This is a genomic window from Sphingobium agrisoli, assembly GCF_041877245.1.
Classification (GTDB): Bacteria; Pseudomonadota; Alphaproteobacteria; order Sphingomonadales; family Sphingomonadaceae; genus Sphingobium.
Map to the genome: position 1 here is coordinate 91,919 of NZ_JBHDJI010000006.1, position 16,284 is coordinate 108,202.

General features: G+C 66.3%; 15 protein-coding genes and 1 tRNA gene. 5 read left to right on the forward strand and 11 right to left on the reverse strand.

Features of this window, described 5'->3' with window-relative positions; translation table 11 throughout:
* Positions 1-20: 20 nt before the first annotated feature.
* The 10 genes from ACETPF_RS11615 to ald all read right to left on the reverse strand — a co-directional run bounded on the left by ACETPF_RS11615 (position 21) and on the right by ald (position 12,307).
* Positions 21-2,177, reverse strand: coding sequence for a TonB-dependent siderophore receptor (locus ACETPF_RS11615; protein ID WP_373934639.1), 2,157 nt, complete (start codon positions 2,175-2,177; stop codon positions 21-23).
* A 236-nt stretch (positions 2,178-2,413) separates the two neighbouring features.
* Positions 2,414-3,739 carry an NAD(P)/FAD-dependent oxidoreductase gene (locus tag ACETPF_RS11620; protein ID WP_373934640.1) on the reverse strand — a complete coding sequence of 442 codons (1,326 nt, stop codon included), beginning with the start codon at positions 3,737-3,739 and terminating at the stop codon, positions 2,414-2,416.
* Positions 3,740-3,765: 26 nt separating this feature from the next.
* Positions 3,766-5,217: an aldehyde dehydrogenase family protein gene (locus ACETPF_RS11625; RefSeq protein ID WP_373934641.1), complete on the reverse strand. Its 1,452-nt coding sequence runs from the start codon at positions 5,215-5,217 to the stop codon at positions 3,766-3,768.
* Entirely contained in the window at positions 5,214-6,494 is a 1,281-nt protein-coding gene (locus ACETPF_RS11630; protein WP_373934642.1) for an NAD(P)/FAD-dependent oxidoreductase, read from the reverse strand. Before ACETPF_RS11630 ends, ACETPF_RS11625 begins: the two co-directional genes overlap by 4 nt.
* A 13-nt stretch (positions 6,495-6,507) precedes the next feature.
* Positions 6,508-7,638 (reverse strand): alanine racemase, encoded by a 1,131-nt coding sequence (locus ACETPF_RS11635; RefSeq protein WP_373934643.1) that lies wholly within the window; start codon positions 7,636-7,638, stop codon positions 6,508-6,510.
* Positions 7,639-7,648: 10 nt separating this feature from the next.
* Positions 7,649-8,509 carry a GNAT family N-acetyltransferase gene (locus tag ACETPF_RS11640; RefSeq protein WP_373934644.1) on the reverse strand — a complete coding sequence of 287 codons (861 nt, stop codon included), beginning with the start codon at positions 8,507-8,509 and terminating at the stop codon, positions 7,649-7,651.
* A gap of 136 nt (positions 8,510-8,645) precedes the next feature.
* The gene (locus ACETPF_RS11645; protein WP_373934645.1) at positions 8,646-9,356 is read right to left on the reverse strand and encodes a cupin domain-containing protein; all 711 of its coding nucleotides are present in this window, start codon (positions 9,354-9,356) and stop codon (positions 8,646-8,648) included.
* Positions 9,353-10,021, reverse strand: a complete 669-nt coding sequence (locus ACETPF_RS11650) for a haloacid dehalogenase type II (protein WP_373934646.1) — start codon at positions 10,019-10,021, stop codon at positions 9,353-9,355. Before ACETPF_RS11650 ends, ACETPF_RS11645 begins: the two co-directional genes overlap by 4 nt.
* 219 nt (positions 10,022-10,240) lie before the next feature.
* Positions 10,241-11,155, reverse strand: a complete 915-nt coding sequence (locus ACETPF_RS11655; protein WP_373934647.1) for an ornithine cyclodeaminase family protein — start codon at positions 11,153-11,155, stop codon at positions 10,241-10,243.
* A 36-nt stretch (positions 11,156-11,191) separates the two neighbouring features.
* On the reverse strand, positions 11,192-12,307 hold the full coding sequence (gene ald, locus ACETPF_RS11660; protein WP_373934648.1) for an alanine dehydrogenase: 1,116 nt from the start codon (positions 12,305-12,307) through the stop codon (positions 11,192-11,194).
* 151 nt (positions 12,308-12,458) lie between these two features.
* Here ald and ACETPF_RS11665 point away from each other — a divergent pair, with 151 nt between their 5' ends.
* Complete coding sequence (locus tag ACETPF_RS11665; protein WP_373934649.1) at positions 12,459-12,920, forward strand: Lrp/AsnC family transcriptional regulator; 462 nt, start codon at positions 12,459-12,461, stop codon at positions 12,918-12,920.
* Here the strand turns inward: ACETPF_RS11665 and ACETPF_RS11670 are convergent.
* A complete protein-coding gene (locus tag ACETPF_RS11670) occupies positions 12,917-13,816 on the reverse strand; it encodes a peptidylprolyl isomerase (RefSeq protein WP_373934650.1) in 900 nt (299 codons plus the stop codon). The genes ACETPF_RS11665 and ACETPF_RS11670 overlap by 4 nt on opposite strands.
* A gap of 88 nt (positions 13,817-13,904) precedes the next feature.
* On the opposite strand from ACETPF_RS11670, the gene ACETPF_RS11675 reads away from it, so the two are divergent.
* From ACETPF_RS11675 to ACETPF_RS11690, 4 genes are all read left to right on the forward strand, one after another.
* Positions 13,905-13,995 (forward strand) — tRNA-Ser (locus tag ACETPF_RS11675).
* A gap of 144 nt (positions 13,996-14,139) precedes the next feature.
* Complete coding sequence (locus ACETPF_RS11680) at positions 14,140-15,477, forward strand: tyrosine-type recombinase/integrase (RefSeq protein ID WP_373934651.1); 1,338 nt, start codon at positions 14,140-14,142, stop codon at positions 15,475-15,477.
* On the forward strand, positions 15,477-15,896 hold the full coding sequence (locus tag ACETPF_RS11685) for a hypothetical protein (RefSeq protein ID WP_373934652.1): 420 nt from the start codon (positions 15,477-15,479) through the stop codon (positions 15,894-15,896). Before ACETPF_RS11680 ends, ACETPF_RS11685 begins: the two co-directional genes overlap by 1 nt.
* An 89-nt stretch (positions 15,897-15,985) precedes the next feature.
* Positions 15,986-16,237: a helix-turn-helix transcriptional regulator gene (locus ACETPF_RS11690; protein ID WP_373934791.1), complete on the forward strand. Its 252-nt coding sequence runs from the start codon at positions 15,986-15,988 to the stop codon at positions 16,235-16,237.
* The last annotated feature ends 47 nt before the right edge of the window (positions 16,238-16,284 follow it).

Here is a 16,284-nt window from a genome sequence, read left to right on the forward strand (position 1 = left end):
GCCGGCGGCATGGCTCTCTATCAGAAGTTGAAGCTCGCCCGCACGCTGAACGAACGGGGCGCGCCCGGCGCGATCCACAGAGCCGCGTAGGAACTGGCATAATATTTCTTGTTGAACACATTGGTCACATCGGCCGACAGCTTGATCTGGTCGGTGATGTTGAACGATCCCAGTACCTTGGCGATGGTGTAGCTCGGCAGGAAGAAGGTCGTCGCGGTTTCGCCCAGGCGGCGGCCGACATGGGTGACGCCCGCGCCCAGCATCGCTTCATGATCGCCGATCGAGAAATTCTTGAACAGCAAGGCATTGCCCTGATGCTTGGGAATGTTGATCAGCGGATCGCCCTTGCGGATCTGGAAGCCGAAATTGGGATCGAGCGCGTTGGTCGCCCATTCCGCGTCGGTATAGGCGTAGGTGAGGAAAAGCTCGAACCCGGCGGGCAGCTTGGCGTTGAGGTCGAACTCGATGCCCTTGCTCTTGGCGGAGCCGACCGGCTTGGAGAAGCCCGCATTGGCCGGATCGGTCGTCAGCACATTGTCCTTCTTCATCTTGTAGAGCGACACGGTGCTGGTGATGCGCCCGTCGGGCGTCACGAACTTCGCGCCGACTTCGTAGGATTCGCTGATTTCAGGCTCAAACGGCTGGCCGTCAAAGCCGACGCCGCTGTTCGGGCGGAATCCCTTGCCGTAGCTGCCATAGAAGGACAGGCTGCGGGTCGGCTCGAACACGACGCCCGCCATCGGGCTGAATTTGGTGTAGGATTTGCGCGGATTGGTGTTGTTGAGGCGCAGGTCGATATCCTGGCTGAAATCGTCGTAGCGCCCGCCGAACCGGACCTTGAACTGCTCGGTGATTTCCACCTGATCCTGCGCGTAGATGCCCCAGGCCTTCTGGATTTCGGTGGAGTTCTGGATCACCACCGTCGGGGTCGGCGCCGGGATATTGTAATTGGGGTTGAAGATGTCGATCGCATAGGACACGTCGGCCGCGCTGGGACGATAGCGGGTCTGGAAGGTCTTGATCTTGAACTTGTCCCAGTCCGCGCCGACGCGGATATTGTGGATGATCGATCCCATGGCGAGCTTCCCGCTGATTTCGCCCCGGAACACCATATGGGTGGTGCTGTAGTCACGGAAGCGGCGCTGGCGCGACAGGGTGCGGCCGTCATTGTCGAGCCGCTGCCGGCCGAGCACCAGTTCGGGATCGCTGGAGAAGCCCTCGAACGTGGTGTCCTTGTACCCCGCGCCCAGCATCAGCGTCCAATCCTCGCTGAAATCATGCTGATATTGCGCCTGGTGGCCCAGCACCTCGACCTTGGTCGGGCCGTCATTGGGGTTGCCCAAGAAGCGGCTGTTGGGGATTGCGCCCAGATTATAGCTGATGGCGCCGCCTGCGCCGACGGTCGGGATCGCCACCACGCCGCGCTCGAACGGCACTTCCTGGTTCACATATTCCAGCTCGTAGGTGAAGATGTCGGCATCTGACAGCTTCGCGAGGAAGGACGGGGTGACCGTATATTTCTGGGTCTTTACCGTGTCGCGGAAGCTGTCCGCCTGCTCGGACGATCCGTTGATCCGCACGGCGACGCTGTCGGACAGCGGCAGGTTATAATCGCCCTCGACCCGGTAGGTTTCCCAGCGGCCGGCCGATACGGAGAAGCTGCCGCCTTCCTTGAAGGTCGGCTTCTTGGTCACGATGTTGACCGTGCCGCCCGGCTCGCCGCGCCCGAACAGCGCCGAATTGGGGCCTTTGAGCACTTCGATCCGCTCGACATTGGATGCGTCGCGCGGGCCGCCATAGCCACGCCCGCCGTTGAAGCCGTTGACCAGGAAGCCGCTCGGGAAATTTTCGTCGCCGGCAAAGCCGCGAATGGCGAAGCTGTCCCACAGGCCGCCGAAATTATTCTGGCGCGACACGCCGCTCGCCAGTTCGAGCGCGGTGTCGAGACGGGTGATGTTGAGATCGTCGAGCAGTTTGCCTTCCAGAAACTGCACCGCCTGCGGGATTTCCTTGACCGGCGTGTCGCCGAAATATTGCCGCTTGAGCCCGGTGACGACGATGTCGCTCTCGGCGGCGGGCTCGGCCGGTGCCTGCGCCAGCGCGGCGGGCGCGGCGGAAAGGGCTATGGCGGCGGAACCGGCGAGAAAACCAAAGCGGTGGGCCGATGACATGCGCATGATGTGATACCCCTAATAAGATCGCTGTTCCCTGATGTCCTGCGAAACGGGGGCTGGCCTTTATACCCGCGCGAACCTTATGGCCCTGCGTCGGAAGCCTTTGCCGGGGCGGTTTTCCTGCCTCTTGTTACAGATCAGGCTAGGCCCGGTTACGGAAATATTACGTCAAAATCGCATGACACCCCGGCGCAATATTGTGAATCGCGGGAGCCGCGCGGCATGAACGTGCGGGGCCCTCAGAAATCCGAAACGTCGATCTTTCCGCTGCCGCTGAAGCGCGACAGGCGGTAGGGTTTAGGGTCGACGATCGGGGTGTGGCCCGATGCGATGTCGGCCACCAGATGCCCCGCGCCCGGCCCGATGCCGAAGCCATGGCCGCTGAAGCCGGCGGCCAGGATGAAGCCGGGGATCTTGGGAATCTCGCCGATCACCGGCACGCCGTCCGGGGTGCTGTCGACGAAGCCCGCCCAGGATGCGACCATGGGCACGGAGCCCAGCGCCGGGATCTGCGCGGCGGCGCGCTTCAGCGTCAGGCGCACCGTCTTGGGATCGGCGATCGGGTCGAGGATGCGAACCTGCTCCATCGGCGTCGGCCCGTCGAGCCGCCAGCGCCCCATGCCTTCATGCCGTCCGCGCAGCCCGTGCAGTCCGCCCGGCGACAGGCTGCGCCAGCGCTTGGTGAACATCGGCAGGAATTTGTGCTGGTAGCGGAGGAACTGGAGCGTCGGATCGACCTTCGCCCGGCCGCTGATCGCCAGCGCGTGGCAGCCATCGTCGCGGCGGGTGATCGACAGCGACTGGGTGTAGAAGGCGTCGGGCAGGTCGAGCCCGCTCGTGCCCACCGCCAATATGGTCTGGCGGACGGTCGCCTGCGGGAAATCGACGCCCAGCTGGCGCATGAAGGAGGAGGCCCAGGCGCCGCCGGCATGGATGGCGAGCCTGGTGCGGATCGTGCCGCGCTCGGTCACGACGCCGCTCACCGCGCCACCGCTGGTTTCGATCCCCCGCGCGGCGCAGGCCTGATGCACCGTGCTGCCCATCCGCATCAGCGCGCGCGCGACCGCCGGCACGGCAAGCCCCGGATTGGCGATGCCGTCATTCTGCGAATGGACCCCGCCTTTCCAGCTGCCGCGCGTGAAGCCCGCGGCGCGGGTCGCTTCCTCCGCCGACAGCATCCGCGTCGCCACGCCCACCGACCGCGCATAGTCGCCCCAGCGCGCCCAGGTGTCGAGTTCCTCGTCATTGTTGCTGACATAGAAGAGGCCGCAGCGGCGGAAACCCGTATCTTCGCCGGTATCCTCGCCAAAGGCCTGCCAGAGATCGAGCGCCTTGGTGGCGAGCGGCAATTCGCGTTCGTCGCGATTCTGCTGGCGGCACCAGCCCCAGTTGCGGCTCGACTGTTCGCCGCCGACCACGCCCTTTTCGACCAGCGCCACCTTGAGGCCGCGCTGCGCCAGATAATAGGAGGTGAACGCGCCGATGATCCCGCCGCCGATCACGACGACATCGGCTTCCGCCGGAAGCGTGGGCGACGATTCGATGTAGCGCAGCGGGGCGGGCATGGAACGGGTCTCCAGTGAGGGGCGGGTCAGGCGAAGCCGAGGATCGACTTCACCTCAAGAAATTCTTCAAAGCCAAAGGCGCCATATTCGCGCCCGTTGCCCGAGCGCTTGTAGCCACCGAAGGGGGCATGCGCGTCCCAGGCGGGATGATTGATGTGCACCTGGCCCGTGCGGATGCGGCGGGCGACGGCGCGCGCCTGGGTAAGGTCCGTGCCCTGCACATGACCACCCAGGCCGAAGATGGTGTCGTTGGCGATGTCCACCGCCTGGTCGACATCGTCATAGGGGATGATGACGAGCACCGGCCCGAAGATTTCCTCCTGCGCGATCCGCATGGGGCTGGCGACGTCGGAAAAGATGGTCGGGCGCACGAAGAAGCCCTGCGCCAGACCCTCGGGCTGCCCCGGCCCGCCGCAGACAAGCCGCGCGCCTTCCTCGACGCCGACCGCGATCATCGCCTGCACGCGCCGATATTGGGCATGATTGGCGATCGGCCCCATCTCGGTCGCCGGATCGCCCGGCTGGCCGACGACGATCGCCTTCGCCGTCGCCCGCGCGATCGCCTCGACCTCGCCCAGCCGATCGCGCGGCACGATCATGCGGGTGGGCGCGCTGCACGACTGGCCGACATTCCGGAAGGCGGAGAGGACGCCCAGTGGCACCGCCTTCGCGAAATCGGTGTCGGGCAGCATCAGGTTGGGCGACTTGCCGCCCAGCTCCTGCGTCACGCGCTTGACGCTCGGCGCGGCCGCCTGCGCCACCAGTACCCCGGCGCGGTTGGAGCCGGTGATGGAGATCATGTCGACATCGGGATGCGCCGCCATCGCCGCGCCGACCTCCGCGCCGGTGCCGTTGACAAGGTTGAAGACGCCGGCAGGCGCGCCGGCATCATGCACGATCTGCGCGAACAGGATCGCGCTCAGCGGCGAGAGTTCGCTGGGCTTCAGCACCACCGTGCATCCGGCGGCGAGCGCGGGCGCGACCTTCGCGGCGATCTGGTAAAGCGGCCAGTTCCAGGGCGTAATGAGGCCGCACACGCCGATCGGCTCGCGCACGATCGCGGTCGATCCGCGCAGCGTCAGGAAATCATAGTCGCGCAGCACGTCGATCGCCGCCTGCACATGGGCGGCGGCGAGCGGGATATGCGCGGCGCGGGCATGGCTGATCGTCGCGCCCATCTCCAGCACCAAAGTCTGCGCCAGCAGCTCCGCGCGGTCGAGCATCAGCGCGTGGATGCGCTCCAGCAGGGCGAGGCGATCCTCGACCGGCGATGCGGCGAAGGCCGGAAAGGCGGCGCGAGCAGCGGCGACCGCGCGGTCGAGGTCCGCCGCCGTGCCCGCCGCCACGTTCGCCACCACGTCGCCCGTGGCCGGGTTCACCACCGGCAGCATCTCGCCATCGCGCAGGTCGACCCACGCGCCGCCGATATAGGCCTGCCCGCCCCGCGCGATCGCCGCATCCAGGTCGAGGTCGCTCATTTCACCCAGTCCTGATAGCGATAATAGGCGCCGACGAACGGCAGGAACCAGGGCTTGCCGAAATGGCCGGGGATCGCCGGCCAGTCGAAATCGCGCCAAGGGTTGAGGTCGGCGCGGCCGTCCAGCACCTGCGCCATGATCGCCCCCATATGGGTCGCCATATGCGTGCCATGGCCGCTATAGCCCATCGAGTAGAAGATGCCGTCGCGCTCGCCCGCGCGCGGCAGCCGGTCGCGGGTCATGTCGACCATCCCGCCCCAGCAATAATCGATCCGCGCGTCGGCCAGTTCGGGAAAGACGCCGATCATCGACTGGCGCAGGATGACGCCGCTCTTCGCGTCCGACGCCGCATCGCTTCGCCCCGAAAAGCGCGCGCGCCCGCCGAAGATGATGCGGTTGTCGGGCGAGGTGCGGAAATAGCTGACGAAATTGCGCGTGTCGGTGGTGTTGCGGCGATGCGGCGTCAGCCGGTCGAGCAGATCAATGGGCAGCGGTTCGGTCGCGATCAGGTACGCCCCCACCGGCACGATCCGGCGGCGGAACCAGCCGAGCGGCCCGACCGCCGACGTGCCCGTCGCCAGCAGCACCTGGCTGGCGCGCACGCTGCCGTGCGGGGTCGTCAGCTCATGCGCCTGTCCCGCCAGCCGCTTCATGGCCGTGACAGGATTATGTTCGTGGATCAGCGCGCCGTGGCGGGCGGCGGCTTCCGCCAGCCCCTGGCCGAACTGCCCCATATGCATGTTCGCGCCCTTCAGATAGAGCATCCCGCCATAATAGGCGTCGGACCCGATTTCGGCGCGCATCTCCGAACGGGGGACCAGCCGGGTTTCGGGATCGACCTCCTGCGCCAGCAATGCCTGCGAGCGGACGATCCGGTCATAATGGTCGGGCTTGGCGGCGAGCTTGAGCTTGCCCACGCGGGCGAAATGGCAGTCGATGCCTTCTTCGCGGACGATCGATTCCACCTTGTCCACCCCGGCGTCGAAGGCGCGGTAGAGCATGTTGGCGCGTTCGCGGCCCAGCTTGGCGACCATGCCGGCATAGTCCTGCGCGAAGCCATTGTTGCACATGCCGCCATTGCGCCCCGATGCGGCACCGGCGACGCGGTCGGCCTCCAGCACGACGACCTTCGCGCCCTTCTTCGCAAGCGCCAATGCAGCCGACAGGCCGGTAAAGCCCGCGCCGACGATCGCCACATCGGCGGTTCCCTGCGGCCCGCCCTGCGCGCCCGACGCGAAGGGTTTGGCGGTGTCGAGCCAGTAGGAAGTCATCTTCATGGCCGGGTCTCCATTACCATCCGCGCATCCTTTGCCAGGTGGCGGCGATGGCGCGCCCGTCCTCGATCACCCGGTAGGCGTCATGCTGCGCGCCGGTGGCGCAGGCATGGTTGGGCAGGATGCGGACCCGCGTGCCGATGGGAAGGTCAGGAAGGCTTGCGCCGCTGCCTTCGCGTACAGCCAGGATGCCATGTTCCTGGCTGGCATCGGCGACGATCAGGTCGGTGAAGGGCGTGCCATCAATGTCGCAGACAAGGCCATAGCCCTGATCCACGGGATGCTTCTGCGTCCCCCGGTCGCGCGACATCGCCATCCAGCCGGCATCGGTCAATATCCAGCCCTTTTCGGGCCGGTGGCCGATCACCGTCGCAACCACCGACAGAGCGATGTCCTCGATCGCGCACACGCCGATGCCGTGCATCACGAGGTCGAAGAACATGAACACGCCCGCCCGCACCTCCGTCACGCCGTCGAGGTTGCGCGCGAAATGGGCGGTGGGCGTCGATCCGACGCTGACCACCGGCGCGGCATGGCCGGCGGCGCGCAACGCCTGCGCTGCAGCGACCGCAGCGACGCGTTCCGCCTCGGCCGCTTCCGGCAGGCCGACGCCGCCCCGCGCGCCATAGGATTCGCCCGCATGGGTCAGCACCCCGGCCAACGACACGCCGCCATCGCGCACGATGTCCGCCACCGCGAGCAGCGTGGGATCATCCGGCAAAAGCCCGCCGCGATGCCCGTCGCAGTCGATTTCGATCAGCACGCGCGGCATCGCCCCGCCATCGCGCGCGGCCTCGGCGAGGGCTTCGGCCTGCGCGACAGAATCGATCAGTACCGACAAAGTCACGCCCCGCGCGACCAGATCGCGCGCGCGCCCGATCTTGTCCGGCCCCAGCCCCACGGCATAGGTGATGTCGGTAAAACCGCCCGCCGCGAAATAGTCCGCCTCCGCCAGCGTCGACACGGTGATCGGCCCGACGCCCGCAGGGAAGAGCCGCCGCGCCACCTCGATCGATTTGGCGGTCTTGACATGCGGGCGGAAGGCGACGCCCAGCGCATCGAGCCGGCCGCGCAGCCGCGCGATGTTGCGATCGACCTTTGCGAGGTCGAGCAGCAGCGCCGGCGTGTCGATGCTATCGGTCGTCATCATTCCCCCTTCAGCCGAGCGACTGGTTCGAAAGAGCGTAGAGCGCAACGCCGTCGCGCGCTTGCGGCGGCGCGCCGAGCGCCATGCACAGCACCTCGCCGACCTGCGGCAGGCCCAGGCTTTCGAGCCATGGGCTGAGCCCGCCGCTCCGAAACACATCGATCCGCACGAAATCGCCGACATGGCGCGCGGCCAGCGCCGCGATCAGCGCCCTGGCGTCGGCATCGCTGCGGGCGACCACTGGCCCCACGACATGCCCCCGGCCCCAGCGGCGCACGCAGCCATAGCCCGCCGCCGCGCCGTCTCGTTCCACCACCAGCACGTCGGCGAGCGCGAACAAGGCGTCGAGCAAGGCCGTCCGCTCCATCCCGGCTGCCGCCTCGTCCAGCGCCAGAAGCGCGGCGCGGTCATCGGCGGTGGCGGCGCGCAGCGGCACGGCCGGATCGATCGCCGGCACCTGGCCCAGCACCGCCTGATGCTGGATCACGCTGTCGAAGGGCGCAAAGCCCCGCTTGCGATAGAGCGCCTGCCCCTCATCGGTCGAATTGAGGATGACGCGCCGCCCGGCCGCATCGGCGAGCAGCGCATCCATCAATCGCGCGCCGATCCCGCGTCGCTGCGCGTCTTGCGCCACGATGATCATGCCCGTCGTCGCGAAATCGTCGCCATAGGGCCACCAGAGCGCCGTGCCGACCAGCCGCCCGTCCATTTCGACCCCGAAACCCCGGCCAAGATCGAGCGCGAACGCCCAATCCTCCGCGCGATAGGGCCATTGCACCGCCTGCGACAGCACCAGCGCCTGGGGCAGATGATCGCGCGTCAGCGGAATGGCATCGGTCAGGCCGACCGCAGCAGCGCTTCCGTCCGTCATAGATCGCCCGCCTTTCCCGCCCATTCGCACTTGCACCATTTATCCACGCCTGCCCTGGCACCATCGTCCAAAAGCGCCGCGCCGGCCAACCACAACTGCGGCGACGCGGCGGCTTTGCGACAGATGCTGCCGTCGGTCAGGACAGCGGGCGCTGCGTGGCGTAGATCTTCTTCACATAGGTCTCGCTGAGCCACGCGCAGCCGTCGCCGCGCACGAACATGCAGACATCGCCCGCCTGAAAGGCGACGCTGCCGCCCGCATCGCTGAAGCGCACCTCGCCCTCCAGCAACAGCATCAGTTCGACCTGGCGATAGGCTATCTGCCGCCGGTGATAGGGCGTGGAATCCCATATGCCGCACACGAACTCGCCGTTCGCTGACAGATAGTCGCTATGATTGCGGCAGGACGGCACCGGGCCGATCAGATTTTCGGGCGCGGGCGCGCCCGACGGCGTCAGTTCGGCATCGAGATCGATCGGGGTCGGCGCGGTGGCGCTCCCCGGCCCCTGCGTCGGCGCGGAATAGATGATCGCCAGCATGTCGTCCGACGCGCGCCAGTGGAAATCGCTCCCCGCCGGCAGCACCACGCCATTGTCGGGCAGTACCGTCAGCGTGCCGGCGTCGCTATCGATCGCAAGCGACCCCTTCAGCACCAGCACGAATTCATCCGCCGCCAGACCTGCGACCTCCCCCTGCCCGCGTAGCGCGAAGGCCGACACCTGCGCTGCTTCGTCGGCGAAGGCCGGCGCCTTGCGGCCGGCGAACCAGTCGGCCGACGGCGCGGTCCCTGCCGCATAGGCGCGCATGTCCATAACCGCGCCGACCGTCTGTTCGATGACGGCGCTCACAGCCCGACCAGGCCGGGGAGCCCGCCCAGGTTCGGAATGTCATGCACCTCATAATAGGCGTTCAGCGGTTCATGGCCGCGATTGACGAACGCCTTGTCCTTGATGCCGATGTCATAGGCGGTCATCATGTCGTAGCGGAAGCTGGACGAGCAGTGCAGCACATCCTCCGGCCCGCAGCCCAGCGTGTCGAACATATATTCGAATGCCCGCATCCGGGGCTTGTACGCCTGCGCCTCTTCCGCCGTGCAGACGGTGTGGAACGGCGCCTCCAGCTTTTCGACGCTATAGGGGATCAGGTCCACCATCGAGTTGGACAGGATCACCAGCGGAATCTTCTCGCCCACGCGCTTCAACGGCTCGACCACGTCGGGATGGGGGTTCCAGGTCGGAATGGCGGCATAGAGCGCCTCGCCATCGGCATCGCGATATTCGATGCCCGCGCGCTTGGCCGCACGCTGCAAGGCTTCGGCGACGACCTCGCGATAGGGCCGCCACGCGCCCAGTACGCCGTCGAGCCGGTAGGCGGAGAAATATTCGACGAAATCCTCCAGCGCCTGTCCCGACAGCCGGTCGGCATAGACGCGGCAAGCGACCGGGGCCATCTCGAAGTTGATGAGCGTGCCGTAGCAGTCGAAGCTGATATATTTGGGCCTGAGTGTCGTCACGGGAACCCCCTTGTCGGTAAAGCTGATCGCCCCGACGCCGGAGATACGCGGAAGATCATGCCGCGCCACCGCCCGGCATCACCCACCCGCAACCGCGGCGTCGTTCCTACGGAGAGTAGCGCCACATAACGGCGCGATCCTGTTATTGTTGGCCCCGTGCGTGGCACAGCTTGGCCTATATCGCGTGAACGGCGGCACGATCTACCGCCGCCCGCCGGTTCATCCCCGCGCGGCGATCAGCTTGCGCGCGATGGTCAAATCCTGAAGCGCGATGCCGGAACTGTCGAAGACGGTGATCTGATCGGGCGATGTCCGGCCCGCCGCCGCGCCGCGCAGCACGTCGCCGATCGCAACGATCCGATTGCGGTCGCCGGTGAAATGCTGGAGATCGCCCATCACGACAGCCTGGGCGGGAAGGTCGCAGAACAAGGCCGCCCTGTCGAAGAGCGCGGGCGGCAGTTCCTGCTTGCCCGCCGCATCCGACCCCATGCTGGCGACATGGGTGCCGGGGCGAATCCAGTCCGCATCGAACAGGGGCGCGCGCGACGGGGTCGCCGTCACGACGATGTCGGCGCGGCGGCAGGCCGTTTCCGGGTCGGCGACCGCCGCCGCCAGCCCTTGCTCCGCGAGCGCCGCGATGAAGGCATCGGCCTTCGCCGGGTCTCGCGCCACGACCAGTGTCGTTTCGATCGGCCGGACCCGCGCAATCGCAACGGCTTCGTACAGCGCCTGGTTGCCCGCGCCGAACATGGCGAGCACGGATGCATCGGGCCGCGCCAGCGCATCGGCCGCCACCGCATCGGCGGCGGCGGTGCGGTAGGCGTTGACGACCCCCGCCTCGATCACCCACTCGATCCGCCCGACCTGCTGGTCGAACAGCAGGGTCAGCGAGTTATGGCGCGGCAGGCCGCGTTCGCCATTGCCCGGCCAGAAGGAACCGACCTTGAGCCCGGCAAAGGTCGATGTCGACGCCGACTTGACCGAGAAGCGGTTGGAGGGAGCCGACCCGTGCGCGATCACCGCCGGAAAGATGACCGCGTCGGCGACGACCGCGATCATCGCTTCCCGCGCCGCCGCGAACGCCATGTCGTGGGAGACGAGACGCGCCGATTCCTCTTCCGACATGAATTGCATCAAACGTCCCCTGTCCAGCCCTCGATGCCCAAGCGATCAGGCGACCGCCTCGTCGGCGGGCGTATAGGGCAGGCCAAGGTCGTCGGCCACCGCCTGATAGGTGATCTTCCCGTCCCAGACGTTGAGCCCGGCGCGCAGATGCGGGTCGCGGCGCAGCGCTTCCTTCCAGCCCAGCTCGGCGATCCGCAGCGCGTGCGGCAGCGTCACATTGTTGAGTGCGTAGGTGCTGGTGCGCGCCACCGCGCCGGGCATGTTGGCGACACAATAATGGACGACGCCATCGACCACATAGGTGGGCTCCGCATGGGTGGTCGCATGGCTGGTTTCGAAACAGCCGCCCTGGTCGATCGCGACATCGACCAGCACCGCGCCCTTCTTCATCGTCTTGAGCATGTCGGCGGTGACGAGCTTGGGCGCGGCCGCGCCGGGGATCAGCACCGCGCCGATGACGAGGTCGGCTTCGGCGACGCATTCGGCCAGGTTCGCCTTGTTGGAAAAGCGCGTCTTGGCCCGAGCCTCGAAATACATGCCGAGCTTTTCGAGCACTTCGGGGCTGCGATCGAGGATGGTGACGTCGGCGCCCAGGCCAGCGGCCATCTGCGCCGCGTTGAAGCCGACGACCCCGCCGCCGATCACCGCGACCTTGGCAGGCAGCACGCCCGGCACGCCGCCCAGCAGCACGCCGCGCCCGCCATGCGCCTTTTCGAGCGCGGTCGCGCCCGCTTGGATCGCCATGCGGCCCGCGACCTGGCTCATGGGCTTGAGGAGCGGCAGACCGCCGCTGGCATCGGTCACCGTTTCATAGGCGATGCAGGTGGCGCCCGATGCGATCAGGTCGCGCGTCTGATCGGGATCGGGCGCAAGGTGCAGATAGGTGTAGAGGATTTGGCCGGGGCGCAGCATCGCGCGCTCCGCTGCCTGCGGTTCCTTAACCTTCACGATCATGTCGGCGGTGGCGAAGATCTCTGCGGCGGTGGCGACGATCTCCGCGCCAGCCTTCACATATTGATCGTCGCTCGCGCCGATGCCTTCGCCCGCGCCGCTTTCCACCAGCACGCGATGGCCGTGCGCGGCCAGCTCATGCACGCTCTCGGGCGTCAGGCCGACGCGATATTCGTGATTCTTGATTTCCTTGACGGTGCCGACGATCATCCTGGCTCTCCATGCTTCCCCGGCGCGGCGCGCCCTTCCCTTCCCGCATCATAGCGCAGTGGCGGCGGCGGATGTTCCCTCATTCAGGGGCTTTATCACGTGCGTTCAGGATGCTATCCGATTATTCGCGCCTTTTTCGGGATGATATTGCATGGATCGGTTCGATATCGCGCTGCTGGAAGCGCTCCAGGCCGATTCGCGCCGATCCATGGCCGATCTTGGCGACCGCATCGGCCTTTCCGCCTCCGCCTGCCATCGCCGCATCAAATTGCTGGAGGAATCGGGCCTGATCGCCGGCTACGCCGCCCGGCTCGATCCCGCCGCGCTGGGCCTCGCGCTCCATGCCTTCGTCGAAATCTCGCTCACCAGCCAGAGCCGCGAGGCGATGGACCGGTTCGAGGCGGCCGTGGCCGACTTTCCCGAAATCCTCGAATGTCACCTGATGGCGGGCCAGGCCGATTATCTGCTGCGGGTGGCGGCGGCCGACCTCAGCGGCTTCGACGCCATCCATCGCGACTGTCTGGCGCGCCTGCCCGGCGTGTCGGCGATCCGCACCAGCTTCGCGATCCGCCGCATCCGCGACTGGCGCGGCTACCGGCTGCGCGGGCTTTAGGGTTTGGGGATGGGCCGGACAGGCACCGGCGCGTTGCACAGATCGACGCCACCTGCCGGCCGGTCGTAAAAGTCGTCCTTCCGGTTCGCGCGCAGCCGCAGATAGTGCGTAAAGCTGTCCAGATCGCTGTTCAGAACCTCGAAGCGCGGCCGCTCGGCTGCCGGCATGTCGCTGGCAAGGCGGACCGAAAGGATCGGCACCTTGCGCTCGCTTTGCGTGTAGAAGCCGAGGTCGCCCGATCCGCGCGGCAGGCTGGACAGATGGGCCATGCCCTCGATCACCCGGCCGACGACGGCGATATTGCGGTCGAGCTGGCGCGGCGCCTGACCGATCACGGCGTAAAGCTCCGCGCCGGTGCCCGCATCGGGCGACATGTTGCGCCCCACGCCCACGAAGCCGTAGCAATGCGGCAGCCAGACCCCGTTCCCGTCCATCGCCACCGGCCATCCAGCGACGAAGCCGGTCGAAGGCGCATAGGGATCGGGATAAGGCAACGGCGTTACCCGCATCCGCCGGTTGGCGATCGGCTGGACATAATCGGCCGGACTGGTGGGCGACAGGCCGGGCGGCAGCGACTTCTTCTCGGTCGCGTCGCCCCATTGCACGACATAATTGTCCTGCACCCGGTTGATGCTGGTGCCGTCCCACCAATGCGCCTGCGCCAGCGCGCGGATATTGCCCACATGGGTCGGCGAAAATCCCGGCGCGAGTTGAATGACGACGCGCCGCCCGTCCTCGATCGTCATGACCAGCAGATCCTCGGCCGCAATCTCCTGCCATTGCGAAGCCGGCGCAGCCGCCACGACCGCGGCCGGCGTGGTCGGCTTATCGGCCGACGACGCGGGCGCGGCGGCAAGGGCGATGATGGCTAAGGCAGGGACGGCGCGAGGGATCATGCCGCCATCAGAGCCGCTCGGCCGAATGATGTAAAGCCCCTTGCCACCCCCCGCCGCGCACGATAGGGAGCCGCCTTCCAGCGCATGCGGAGCGGTGGCCGAGTGGTCGAAGGCGCTCGCCTGGAAAGTGAGTATACGTCAAAAGCGTATCGAGGGTTCGAATCCCTCCCGCTCCGCCACCCCGGCCTCTACCGGCATCCACAGACACCTACGAAAGCCCCGAAAAATAGAGGGTTAACGGCGATCCGTGTCCACGGAAGCCCATTGCCGCGCATCCAAATCTATGGTTTTATGTTGGCCAGTAAGTTGGCCAAGGATGGCGTATGTCACGCGGTGCGATTGAACCTTTGTCCGCAACGGCGGTCGAGAAGCTGAAGGGCGACGGCAAGACGAACCGTCGCGTCATGGTTGGCGGCGAAGATTGCGCCGGATTGCACCTTCGGATCGAAGGCGCGTCGAAGTCGTGGGCGCTGCGCTACAAGCTTGGCGAACGCCGCCGGGACATTGGCCTTGGGCCGTATAATCCGAAGAAGAACATGACGGACGCCGAAGCGGAGGAAGCGCCCGGCATGACGCTGTTCGAAGCCCGCAACCGCGCCCGCGTCATCCGTCGCATGATCCGCAAGGGCATTGACCCTATCGAACAGCAAAAAGCCGAAGCGCAGGCGAAGCTTGTCGCGGTCGTGCGGACGAAGACGTTCAAGGAATGCGCCGCTGAATTTCTCAAATCGCAGGAAGGCGAATGGGAAAACTCCAACGCGAAGCACGTCAAGCAATGGTCGGCGACGCTGGAAACCTATGCCTATCCGCTGATCGGCGAACTGCCCATTGACGCGGTGAACACCGACGACGTGTTGCGCGTGTTGAAACAGGACGTTGAAACGAAGGACGGCCCCAAGCCCCTGTGGGATACGAAGAACGAAACCGCCAGCCGCCTACGCGGTCGCATCGAACGCATTCTTGGTTGGGCGACCTTCCACGAACTTCGCAGCGGCCATTACCCCGCCCGGTTCAAAGGCCATCTGGACAACGATCTGACGAAGCGTGGCAAGCTTCGGAAGGTCGAGCATCACGCCGCAATGGACTATGCGGACGTTGGCGCATTCATGGTCGAACTGGCCAAGCGCAGCGGCACCGCAGCGCGCGGGCTGGAATTTGCCATCCTTACCGCCGCACGTTCCGGCGAAGTTCGCGGCGCGACATGGGACGAAATCGACCTTGATAAGCGGCTATGGACCGTGCCTGCTGACCGGATGAAGGCGGGCAAGGAACACGTCGTGCCGCTGTCAGACGCCGCCGTGGCGATCCTAGAGGCCATGCCGCGCATGAAGGGGTCCAACTACGTTTTCCCGGCTCCACGGGGCGGCACCATGTCCGATATGACGCTAGGCGCGGTCCTGAAGCGCATGGGCCGCAAGGATGGCGTGACGGTCCACGGCTTCCGGTCCACGTTCCGCGAATGGGTCGCCGACCGGACGAACTATCCGCGCGAAGTCGCCGAACATGCCTTGGCGCACCAACTGCCCGATAAGGTCGAAGCGTCGTATCAGCGCCGCACCCAACTGCCGAAGCGGGCGAAGCTTATGGCGGATTGGGCGACGTATTGCGCCACGGTCGAAAAGCCCGGCGGTAACGTCGTAGCGATGAAGGGTGCGGCGTAATGGCAAAGATGCCCTACGGCGGGTTTGAAGCGAACCCCGAAGGCCGGAACGACGACCCGTGGACGAAGCTTGCGACCATCAACGAACATTTGGAAGCTGGCGAAGCGTTGCCGCCATATCTGGCGCAATGGCTAGGCCATGCGATCCAGTATGCGAACCAAGACTCGAACGAACTGTTGCGCCGCCTTGGCCTGAAGGCCGGTCGCGGTCGTAAACATCACCGCCACGCGCCCGACGCATGGCTTGTTTGGGGCGAGCGCGTTTACAGTCTCGAAGCTGGGGACAAACCCGCCGAAGCGGCCTTGGCCACAGTGATGGCTGAATATCAGGCCGAAACCGGCGTCGATGTTGAACGCAGTCAGCTTCAATCGTGGCGCGATCAATACCGCGACGGCCTACGGGAAGCCCGCTGCCAGTAAATCGCCGGGTTTGCTGGCAGCATTCGCGCGCCTGAACCCGCAATCCCTGTGGCTCTACACGACGCCACAGGAAACTACCCGTGAACACCATGCTTCGGATGCCCAAGAAGGGCGAACAGGACGCCGGGACGCTCCGCGCGCTGTCCGGCCTCGCCCCTTCCACCATCTACCGCGACGTGAAGCGCGGCACCTTCCCCAAGCCCCTAAAGATCGGCGCAGTTTCGGTTTGGCCGGAACGCGAAGTTCAGGCCGTCTTGAACGCCCGTATCGCTGGCAAGTCTGACGACGAAATCCGCGCCCTTGTGAATGACCTTCACCGCCAGCGCAGCGCCGCCGCGTAACTCGTATCGTCGGACGGTGCATCGTGCTTCACAACATTCCTGACGAC

What these genes read in the sequence shown, in the direction of transcription:
- ACETPF_RS11655 (WP_373934647.1), bottom strand. Translation starts at nt 11,155, where the DNA reads ATGCAATTCATGTCGGAAGAGGAATCGGCGCGTCTCGTCTCCCACGAC.
- ACETPF_RS11665 (WP_373934649.1), top strand. Translation starts at nt 12,459, where the DNA reads ATGGATCGGTTCGATATCGCGCTGCTGGAAGCGCTCCAGGCCGATTCG.
- ACETPF_RS11690 (WP_373934791.1), top strand. Translation starts at nt 15,986, where the DNA reads ATGCTTCGGATGCCCAAGAAGGGCGAACAGGACGCCGGGACGCTCCGC.
- ACETPF_RS11680 (WP_373934651.1), top strand. Translation starts at nt 14,140, where the DNA reads ATGTCACGCGGTGCGATTGAACCTTTGTCCGCAACGGCGGTCGAGAAG.
- ACETPF_RS11685 (WP_373934652.1), top strand. Translation starts at nt 15,477, where the DNA reads ATGGCAAAGATGCCCTACGGCGGGTTTGAAGCGAACCCCGAAGGCCGG.
- ACETPF_RS11635 (WP_373934643.1), bottom strand. Translation starts at nt 7,638, where the DNA reads ATGACGACCGATAGCATCGACACGCCGGCGCTGCTGCTCGACCTCGCA.
- ald (WP_373934648.1), bottom strand. Translation starts at nt 12,307, where the DNA reads ATGATCGTCGGCACCGTCAAGGAAATCAAGAATCACGAATATCGCGTC.
- ACETPF_RS11620 (WP_373934640.1), bottom strand. Translation starts at nt 3,739, where the DNA reads ATGCCCGCCCCGCTGCGCTACATCGAATCGTCGCCCACGCTTCCGGCG.
- ACETPF_RS11640 (WP_373934644.1), bottom strand. Translation starts at nt 8,509, where the DNA reads ATGACGGACGGAAGCGCTGCTGCGGTCGGCCTGACCGATGCCATTCCG.
- ACETPF_RS11670 (WP_373934650.1), bottom strand. Translation starts at nt 13,816, where the DNA reads ATGATCCCTCGCGCCGTCCCTGCCTTAGCCATCATCGCCCTTGCCGCC.
- ACETPF_RS11615 (WP_373934639.1), bottom strand. Translation starts at nt 2,177, where the DNA reads ATGCGCATGTCATCGGCCCACCGCTTTGGTTTTCTCGCCGGTTCCGCC.
- ACETPF_RS11625 (WP_373934641.1), bottom strand. Translation starts at nt 5,217, where the DNA reads ATGAGCGACCTCGACCTGGATGCGGCGATCGCGCGGGGCGGGCAGGCC.
- ACETPF_RS11630 (WP_373934642.1), bottom strand. Translation starts at nt 6,494, where the DNA reads ATGAAGATGACTTCCTACTGGCTCGACACCGCCAAACCCTTCGCGTCG.